Origin of the sequence: Streptomyces sp. TRM68416 (assembly GCF_014596915.1) — a bacterium.
Taxonomy (GTDB): Bacteria; Actinomycetota; Actinomycetes; order Streptomycetales; family Streptomycetaceae; genus Streptomyces.
In genome coordinates this window covers 1-9,032 of sequence record NZ_JACVWU010000049.1, presented here as the reverse complement: position 1 = coordinate 9,032, position 9,032 = coordinate 1, and the positions used below count along the sequence as shown (strand labels likewise).

10 protein-coding genes are annotated in these 9,032 nt (G+C 67.3%); 9 read left to right on the top strand and 1 reads right to left on the bottom strand.

Translation table 11 applies throughout. The annotated features are described in order from the left end of the window. The 7 genes from ICC28_RS39700 to ICC28_RS40995 form a co-directional block, all read left to right on the top strand. Positions 1–837: TniQ family protein (locus ICC28_RS39700; protein ID WP_188293738.1), on the top strand; the 837-nt coding region annotated here is incomplete at its 5' end. A gap of 331 nt (positions 838–1,168) precedes the next feature. Next, positions 1,169–1,888: a hypothetical protein gene (locus tag ICC28_RS41005; RefSeq protein ID WP_223190777.1), complete on the top strand. Its 720-nt coding sequence runs from the start codon at positions 1,169–1,171 to the stop codon at positions 1,886–1,888. Next, positions 1,860–2,888: a tyrosine-type recombinase/integrase gene (locus tag ICC28_RS39695; protein ID WP_223190775.1), complete on the top strand. Its 1,029-nt coding sequence runs from the start codon at positions 1,860–1,862 to the stop codon at positions 2,886–2,888. The genes ICC28_RS41005 and ICC28_RS39695 overlap by 29 nt, the downstream gene beginning before the upstream one ends. 65 nt (positions 2,889–2,953) lie before the next feature. Then, on the top strand, positions 2,954–4,060 hold the full coding sequence (locus ICC28_RS39690; protein WP_188293737.1) for a tyrosine-type recombinase/integrase: 1,107 nt from the start codon (positions 2,954–2,956) through the stop codon (positions 4,058–4,060). Between the two features lie 14 nt (positions 4,061–4,074). Beyond that, a complete protein-coding gene (locus ICC28_RS39685; protein ID WP_188293736.1) occupies positions 4,075–4,425 on the top strand; it encodes a helix-turn-helix domain-containing protein in 351 nt (116 codons plus the stop codon). After that, entirely contained in the window at positions 4,422–5,450 is a 1,029-nt protein-coding gene (locus tag ICC28_RS41000) for a hypothetical protein (protein WP_223190773.1), read from the top strand. The genes ICC28_RS39685 and ICC28_RS41000 overlap by 4 nt, the downstream gene beginning before the upstream one ends. Before the next feature lie 310 nt (positions 5,451–5,760). Next, positions 5,761–6,837, top strand: a complete 1,077-nt coding sequence (locus ICC28_RS40995; protein ID WP_223190771.1) for a hypothetical protein — start codon at positions 5,761–5,763, stop codon at positions 6,835–6,837. A gap of 59 nt (positions 6,838–6,896) precedes the next feature. Here the strand turns inward: ICC28_RS40995 and ICC28_RS39675 are convergent, their stop codons facing one another. Continuing rightward, complete coding sequence (locus ICC28_RS39675) at positions 6,897–7,475, bottom strand: GNAT family N-acetyltransferase (protein ID WP_188293739.1); 579 nt, start codon at positions 7,473–7,475, stop codon at positions 6,897–6,899. Between the two features lie 62 nt (positions 7,476–7,537). Between ICC28_RS39675 and ICC28_RS39670 the strand changes: the two genes are divergently transcribed. Beyond that, positions 7,538–8,107, top strand: a complete 570-nt coding sequence (locus ICC28_RS39670) for a hypothetical protein (RefSeq protein ID WP_223190770.1) — start codon at positions 7,538–7,540, stop codon at positions 8,105–8,107. A gap of 32 nt (positions 8,108–8,139) precedes the next feature. After that, the gene (locus ICC28_RS39665) at positions 8,140–8,976 is read left to right on the top strand and encodes a hypothetical protein (RefSeq protein WP_188293735.1); all 837 of its coding nucleotides are present in this window, start codon (positions 8,140–8,142) and stop codon (positions 8,974–8,976) included. Positions 8,977–9,032: the final 56 nt, after the last annotated feature.

The window sequence follows — 9,032 nt, the reverse complement described above, 5'->3', positions numbered from 1 at the left end:
AGGCCGCTGCCCCGCGAAGCCACCGCCTCCTACCTCACCCGCCTCGCAGCCGCCTACCATCTCAGTGCCGCCCAGCTTCTCGACGGCCTGCACATCAGCACCACCGGCACCCCAACGGGGGCGCCCACCAACGAAATCCACCTCAGCAACGAAGCCACCCGCCGCCTGTCCGCCTTCACCCGCACCCCGCCCGCACACCTCTCCCGCGCACTGGCCCGCCAGCCCCCGCCCGCCGCCATCGGCACCGCCCGCGCCGCCATCGCCCGCTGGCAGCCCGCCCAGCCCGCAGTGCAGCCGCTGCCTGCGTGCACCGCCTGCACCACTCACCGCAGCCCGCACAAAGCCATCCCCGCGTGGATCCACCCGGCACCCAACCTGCCCCGGGCCCTCATCTGCACCCGCCACCAGCAAGCCTCAAGCGACCCCAGACAGCGCATCCCCCTCGACATCCGCTCCCTGCCCGAACTCGCCCACGCCCGCCTCACCACCCGCCGCCCGCCCACGGCGGCCTCTCTCAGCTGGGCATCAACGATCACCACACGCTGGTACGACCACCACCAGCACCTCCACAGCCGCTGGCACACCCGCCTACGCCAACTCACCACCGCCAACCCCCACCTCGCCCCAGGCCCGGCCTCCCCCACACTGACCTGCCGGAACCTGATCACCTACCCCGAGACCCTCACCCTCGCCACCACCCTCGACCGCCTGCCCCCACGCCCCCTGACACGCACCCAGCAGACCGCCTTCCTCCACCAATTGGCCAGCCGCCTCCAACTGCCCCGCCTCGCACCCGCCGACCACGACCTGCTCTGGCAACGCCTGACCACCCGCTGAACCGACCCGCGTGCCCTTGCCGCCCAGACCTCAGCAGACCGGCCGACAAGTCCCCCTACCTACAGGCGCGCCAACCACACTGAGCAAAAACCGCTGCCCCACCCAGCTCACTGCGCAGCAGCAAACAGCCAGCTCAGCCCACATATCCTCCGGCGCCGGACACGCGACTCCGCGTAACCCCCGCCGACGGAACAGATCTACCACTCAGTACAGCTGAGCAATACCAGGCCACAACCGAGATCAATAAGCAAACACGTCAGCTACGCCACAGCAGTGGGCTGACATCAGCCGTCTCACACGCCCGCTGCAGGACGTCAACGCCAGTTTCGACGTGCCTCCCACCGAGCATGTGCGTCGGGCCACGAACGACGCGGTCGCCGTGGTGCTGCTGCGGTGCACGGATACGGGCCGTGCGTACTGGGACTGGGACGACGAGGAATGGCTGCGCTTCCTCGGCCACAACCACAGAGCGTTTCAAGGTCAGGTACCCAACTGGACCGCGGGAGCCGTGCGTCCGGCTCTGTGCGGGTACGCCTACCATCTGGCAGGCTTCACCAGTTTCAATCGGCTGGGGCACTTCGACCGGCTGGCACTCGCATGCCGCATCTTCGGCCGCCGCCTGGTCGAAACGGAGATCAGACAGGTCCGTACCGTGCTGACCGGCTGGGGCTACCAGTACGGCCAGGACCACGACAAGGGCGTGCCCTCCGTGATGAGCCAGCTCTTCCTCCTCAACCGCAGTCCCCACAGCAGCGACCTCACAACCGCGTTCTTCGACCGTGTTCGGCGGGAGGATCTCCTGACCGACGGGGGCACGAGGGTCCTGTTCGCGGTGCAGCGGGCTGTTGCCGCGCTCGGCCACTGCGAGGCGCCCGCGCTTCGCTCCGGGGCTGAACAGGCCAGCCATGCCGGGGTCCCACCGACATGGGGCGAGTGGGTGGAACGGTGGACGGCTACGACGACCATGACCCACCGGCCCCGGCTCCACAGCCGGGCCGCGCTCTTGAAAGCCGGCCGGTGGGTTGCCGATCAGCAGCCGGAAGCCGCTTGATCCTGCGGCCTGGACGCGGCAGACCTGCGCGGCCTGGATCGCGGCCGTCGACCGCATGAAGATCGGCGACTACGTCCTGCGCACCAGCAGCCTCCAGGAGCGCCTCGGCCAGCCGCTCCAAGCCGAATCGAAAGCCGGCCTCATACGTGCCGTACGGGTCTTCTTCCGCGATATCCAGGACTGGGAGTGGCTGCCGCGCCGGTTCGACCCCCAGCGCGCACTCGCCCTGCCGCGCAGTATCAACGCCCTCATCGGCCCCCGACCTCGCGTCATCGCCGACGACGTCTGGGCGAAACTGCTGTGGGCCGGGCTCAATCTGGAGGCCCACGATGTCCCGCGCGGTAAGGGCGGTCCCACCTACCCCGTGGAACTGGTCCGCGCTGTCACACTGACCTGGCTCTTCTCCGGCCAGCGCAGCAACGAGATCGCGCGCCTGCGCCTGGGTTGCGTCCGCTGGCAGCACGACGGGGACCCCGTCGCCGGCAACTCCAAACAGATCCTCGCCCGTGACGCCGTCTGCCTCCTGGACGTGCCCGCTCACAAGACCGGCACTGCGTTCACCAAGCCGGTGGACCCGCTGCTCGGGCAGGCCATCAACGCCTGGCAGGCACTCCGCCCCAGCCAGCCCAAACGCACCGACAAACGCACGGGCGAACAGGTCGACCTCCTGTTCTCCTATCGTGCCCGCGCCGTCTCCAGCGGGTACATCAACAGCACCATCATCCCCATGCTGTGTCGCAAGGCTGGCGTCCCGGCAGCTGATGCTCGCGGCAGCATCACCAGCCACCGGGCCCGCTCCACCATCGCCAGCCAGCTGTACAACGCGAAAGAACCCATGACCCTGTTCGAGCTGCAGGCGTGGCTGGGACACCGGTCTCCCGAGTCCACCCAGCACTACGCGAACCCTCGGGAATTGCATCAGGCGGGCGAGAAGTCGCAGGTCGCCAGGTCACGGCGCGGGCTTGAAGGACTCCGAGGCTACTACGACCTAGCTGCCTGACCAGGTATGTTGCCGATCACATCCCTTTTGATGCATGATCCTCCCTCCAGAAGGGATGGTCTGGAGTGGTGCATCAGCGCAAGGTGGCCCTGGCCGGGTCGGCTCATCTGGAGCTCGTCTCCGGGGTGGTCCAGCTGCGTCCCGAGGACGCGATGTTCGACGCGATGCTGCGGGGCTGGCGTGCTCAGCAGAAGTCGCGAGGGCTGAAGGACGACACGATCGATCCGCGGGAACGGCTCATACGCCGGTTCCTGGAGTTCGCGAACGACTACCCGTGGCAGTGGACGCCGGCCCACATGGACGAGTGGTCGGTTTCGTTGACCAGCGAGAAGCATCTGGCGCCGTCGACGATCCGCAGCTACCAGGGCACCGTGCGGCTGTTCAACGAGTTCCTCATCGACGGCCGCTACGGCTGGGGCCCTGCCTGCGAGAAAACCTTCGGCACCTTCCCGGTGGCGGTCTGCCACGAGTGGAACACCATCGCCCACCTCAACGATTACGAGGGCGACCCGGAGGCGAAGCCGTTCACCCGCGAACAGCTGCAGCTCTTCCTCGACTACGCCGACGACCAGGTCGAACGAGCCCTGCGGGCGAAACGCAAGGGCGCCCTGGCTGCCTACCGCGACGCCACCCTCTTCAAGGTGATCTACGGGTGGGGGCTTCGCCGGACCGAGACCTCAAAGCTCGATGTGGTCGACTTCGGACGCAACCCGCAGGCCCGGCAGTTCGGCCGGTACGGCACGCTCAACGTCCGCTACGGCAAGGCCAAGAAGGGCCAGCCTCCGCGGCGCCGGAACGTCTTGTCGGTGATGGACTGGGCCGTCGAGGCAGTCGCCGACTATGTCGAGAACGTCCGTCCACGCTTCGGATTCCCCGACCACCCTGCTCTGTGGATCACCGAACGCGGTGGACGCCTGCGGCCCGGCTCGATCAACGACCGGTTCGAGGCATACCGCGACGCCCTCAAACTGCCGAAAGAACTCGTCCCGCACTCCTTAAGGCATTCGTACGTCACGCATCTGACCGAGGACGGGGTGGACCGCCGCTTCATCCAGCAGCAGGTCGGTCACGAGAGCGACAGCTCCCTGGCCATCTACACGCACGTCAGCGACGACTTCATGAACACTTCCCTGCACAAGGCACTCGCCCCGGCGTTCGCCGGGGTCCGATGAGGAGGGACCCGGCGATGGCCGCCAAGCTCGATTACCACTGGCACCTGCGCAAAGTCATGGCCGACCGCGGGATGTTCTCCACCACCGACCTCCTTCCTCCGCTCGCCGAGCGCGGTATCACCCTGTCCTCGAGCCAGGTCTACCGGCTCGTCGTCGAGCGACCGGAGCGACTGAGCCTGAAGATCCTCATGGCTCTCCTCGACATTCTGGACTGCACCATGGACGACCTCATCGAGCCCATCGCGGTGGCCGGGATGGTGAAGAAGCCGAAGAAGGCCGCCGTCGGCGGCACGGCACCCGACGCGGAAGGACTCGGCGGACTGCGGCCAAAGCGGGCCCGGATCCGGGGGGGTGACCGACCGTGACTGCTATCGGCTCTCTCGACCGCTCCGTCGCGGACCCTATCGGCCTGATCACGGAACTGGTCGCGGATGCCGAGAGCGGACTCGGCTCCGAGACCATCCAGATCGTGGTCACCGCGGTCGCGGGCGGCCGCGCGAAGTCACGGGCCCTGGCCAAGTTCCTGGCGACGCGACCCGCGGTCCTGGCCGATGGCCGGTCCCCGGCGCCACGGGCCGTCGGCGATCTCCTCATCGCCCTTCGCAAGGCCGGCGCCTCGGCGATCTCTCCGCCGGTCTGTGCGGACTGCGGGAAGGGGCTGCGCAGCCTCCAGCGGCAGGGCCAGGACTGGTACTGCTCGGTCTGCATCAAGGAGACCACCGAGTGCGCCGCCTGCGGCAACACCCGGCGCGTCACCTTCCGGGACCGCAAGGGCCTGCCACGCTGTTCGATGTGTCCCGACCACGATGACCGTGACCCGGCCACGGTCATCCACACGGTGATCAACACGATCGCCCCGGGCGCCGACCGCGACGCGGTCGCCGAAGCTCTGCGCCTCTCGGCGCCCCACCGTCCCCACTATCGCCAGCGATTGGTCTGGGCCCTGGAGGAGAACCCCCGCCTGCTGACCGGCGAGGCCCATCTCGCCCCGCACCGCGCCATCTTGAGGTTCATCGACCTCCTGCACGAGGCCGGTGTCGCCGGGATCGCCCGACCGTCCTGCCCCCGCTGCCACCGGGTGGTTCGCATCGACAAGCTGCTCGACGGCCAGCGGGTCTGCCGCAACTGCATCGCCAAATCCCGCGTCGAAGAATGCGTACGCTGCAAAGCCCGCCGCGAGCCGGCGACCCGCGACGACCAGGGGCGGCCGCTGTGTCCGAACTGCCTGGTCAACGATCCCGCGAACGTCGAGGTCTGCATCAACTGCGGAAAGCGGAAGCGAGTACAGAACCGCACCTCCGACGGTCCTCTCTGCTCGAACTGCTGCCCCAGCCCGTCCTCGTCTGCTCGATCTGCGGCCGCACCGCACCCGGCACCCACTCCCGGCTGACCGGCCTGCCCCGCTGCGGGGGCTGCGACCGACGCCAGGCTCACTGCACCGTATGCGGGCGGCTTCGAGGCATCCACTCTGGGACCGCCGAAGCACCAGTCTGCGGCCCCTGCACCGCACCAGACGCCGAGCTCTGGCGCCCCTGCCCCACCTGCGGGGAAGCGGAACGACTACGCGCCGCCGGCCCGTGCCCTCGCTGCACTCTCAAGCTACGGCTCCACGATCTTCTCGCCGACGACTCGGGCTCCATACCCCAAAGCTGCAGGCCCTCAACAACGCCCTGGTCGAGACAGAACGGGCCGGCACGGCGATGCGCTGGCTCGCTGGCGGCATCGTCTCCACCGTCCTGTCCGATCTCGGCTCCGGCCGTCGTCCCCTGACACACGAGGCCCTGGACGAACTCCCGGCAGGCAAGGTTGTCGAGCACATCCGCAGCGTGCTCGTGGCCACCGGCACGCTGCCCCAGCGGGACGAGCAGATGGTCCGCCTGGTACGGCACGTGAACGATCTCGTCACCTCCCATGCCACCGCCGAGGGACGGAAAGTCCTGCACCGGTACGCGACCTGGCACCTCCTGCGACGGCTCCGCCGCCGCAGCCGCGGCAACGACATCACGCACACCCAGCTCACCGTCGTCCGCCAGCATCTGCGGGCAGCCGTCCATCTCCTCAACTGGCTCGACGACCAGCATCTGACACTCGCGACTTGCCGTCAGGCCGACCTTGAACGCTGGATGACCAACGACGACGTCCGTCACCGCAAGGAGGCGGGCCACTTCGTGCGCTGGGCTCTCGCCCAGAAAATCGCACGCGATCTCAGCTTCCCGGCCGTCAGATGGAACGGCCCCTCCCAGGCGATGGACGACGAGGCCCGCTGGGCCACCGCCCGCCGCCTGCTGCACGACGACACCCTCAAATCCGAAGACCGCCTCGCCGGCCTGCTGTTGCTCCTCTATGCCCAGTGGCCCGCGGCGATCTCCCGGCTCACCGTCGACCACATCGAGGAGGCCGGCGGAGCCGTCCGCATCCGCCTCGGTGCCGTCCCGGTCGACTTGCCCGGTCCCGTCGCCGAGCTGGCCCTTCAACAAGTCGCGGTTCGCCGCAGCCATGCCGTTCTCGCTCGGACGGATTCACCCTGGCTCTTCCCCGGCGGTCAGCCCGGCCGCCCGATCAGCGTCTGGGCCATGGGCGAACGTCTCCGCAAACTCGGCATCCGGCTCGCAGAGACCCGCTCAACCGCCCTGTTCCAACTGGCCACCGAGCTGCCCGCCGCGGTCCTCGCCCGCACCCTCGGCATCGACATCACCGTCGCCGTCAAATGGCAGCGGGCCGCCGCCGGGGACTGGGGTTCGTACGCGGCGGAGGTCAGTCGCCGGAACAGCTCGTGACGCGATGGAGGACCCATGCGACACGGTGACTCCGGCACACTGCTCTGCCCGCCCTGGTCTCATCCACCGGCTGCGGGGCGACAAGGCTCACTGATCGAATGCCGTTGGTCGAACTCGTCAGCGAGCATGCCCATCACGACGAGATCACGGTGTCGACCCGCAAGGAAGACGCGTTCGCGGAGGCGACCCTCCTCGACAAAGCCGAGCCGATGATGGAGTGCGAGCGATGCCTCGTTGTGAGCGAAGATCCGTGCTTCGCACTTGTGATAGCGCCGCTCGGCGAACATGAAACGCAGCATCATCACCGCGGCTTCCGCCGCATAGCCCTTGCGTCGGTGATCAGCGCCGATCGTGACGCCGTACTCGAACCAGCCCGCACGCGGATCAGCCTGGTGCGAGCCGACAGCACCTACTATTTCCCCCGCTTCGACGTCCTCGATCGCCAACTGGAAGCAGTCGCCATCGGACTTGGCAGCGGCCTGTTCCTTCGCCCAGGCACGAAACCCTTCGGCGGAACGAGGCGGGTTCAGGAGGTCGCCCATCCGCTCTTCGTCCACGGCGAACCGCATGAACGCGGTCCAGTCGTCAGCCTCGATACCGCGCAGGCGTATCCGATTGCCAGTCCAGAACGATGTCATCCCCCATTCGATCACGCCGCAGAGTGCGAAGTACAGACCGCTCACCGTCCCCAGCACGCCACGTGACCTGGCACTTCGATGTTGCCGACCGCTCACTTCAGCGCGATCAGATCCCTCTCGGAGAACCTCTCGTTCCAGAGGCATTCAGGCAGTTCCAATACCCGACTCCACCATTAAAGATCAGCCCCAACACGCTGACCAAGGCGTACGAGGACGCCGGATACTTCGCCCGCAACGTACGCACCATCGAAGTCCTCGTCGACCGCGACGCCGTCACATCCGGCGCGGCCGCAGACGGGGACCCGTGGCAGCACTACGACCTGGGACACGGCTACTGCACCTACACGTTCTTCGAACACTGCCAGCACCGAATGGCCTGCGCCCGCTGCGACTTCTACACCCCGAAAGACTCCAGCAGGGCCCAGTTGCTGGAAGCGAAGGACAACCTTCAGCGCATGCTGGCCACGATCCCGCTCACGGACGAAGAACAGGCTGCCGTCGACGACGGCCAGACCGCACTCAGCCAACTCCTCGACCGCCTCGCAGACATCCCCACACCTTCCGGCCCCACCCCGCGCCAATTGTTGCCGATCGTCGAGGTCCGGCGGGACGTGGACGACGACGACCGGTGACATGTCGTCACGGCGGTGCCACACTCGCGCCCATGAGCGACGACAGCCTCGCCGGAGCCATCGGCACCCGCGTCATTGCCATCACCTACGAAGTGATGGACTGGGCGACGGAAGCACTGTCGGCACACGTACCGGCGGACGACCTGAAGAAGTTGAAGCTGGCCTCGGGCGAGCATCTCGGGGCGATGCTGACGACCGCATATCTCGGCATCGTGCCGGTCGCCGTAGACGTCCACGGCGGCGTGGATCTTGTCTACCACGTAGCGGACTCGGACAGCGACGCACTGTCGTCGCTGCTCGGCCGCAATGGTGTCGAGTTCGCCGACTTCGAGGTGAAGTCGATACCCGGTGACTTCCGCGAGCACGACGCAGCGGCCTCGCGGGCACTGAAGCGAGGTGAAGAGCCAGGCACCAATTGGTCAACGTTCGTGTCAGCGAACGATGTCGTCGAGGCGGCCCAGCCGATGATCGCAAAGGCCGCAAAGCAGTTGCAGGACAAGTCCTCGCCGGACAGGGCGCGGGTGGTGTTCATCGTGTCCCACTTTTTCGACATGCCCTACGTGGAATGTCTCGACCCGCTGATCGCGCACGCCTTGACTGCCCCAACGCTGCCAGACGAGATCGACGCCATGTGGGTGTTCTTCGCGCCTTCGCACCTGGTGGTGTGGTCGGCTGTCGAGCAACGCTGGACGCAGCTACTTCTCAGCAGTTTCAAGGAGGACGGGACGGCTCCGGAGGTCGACTTCGACATGGAGCTGCTGCAGCACTACGAGGGGCTGTTCCTGGAGCGGGCGGGAATCGATGGGCCTTCGCCCTTTTACTACGGCCTCGAAGCTGGTGAGCACGCACCCACGCATGACGCAGAGTGACGGTGTCACGCATCAGTCCGGAATACATGACACCTCAACATGCGAGCTCACCAGAC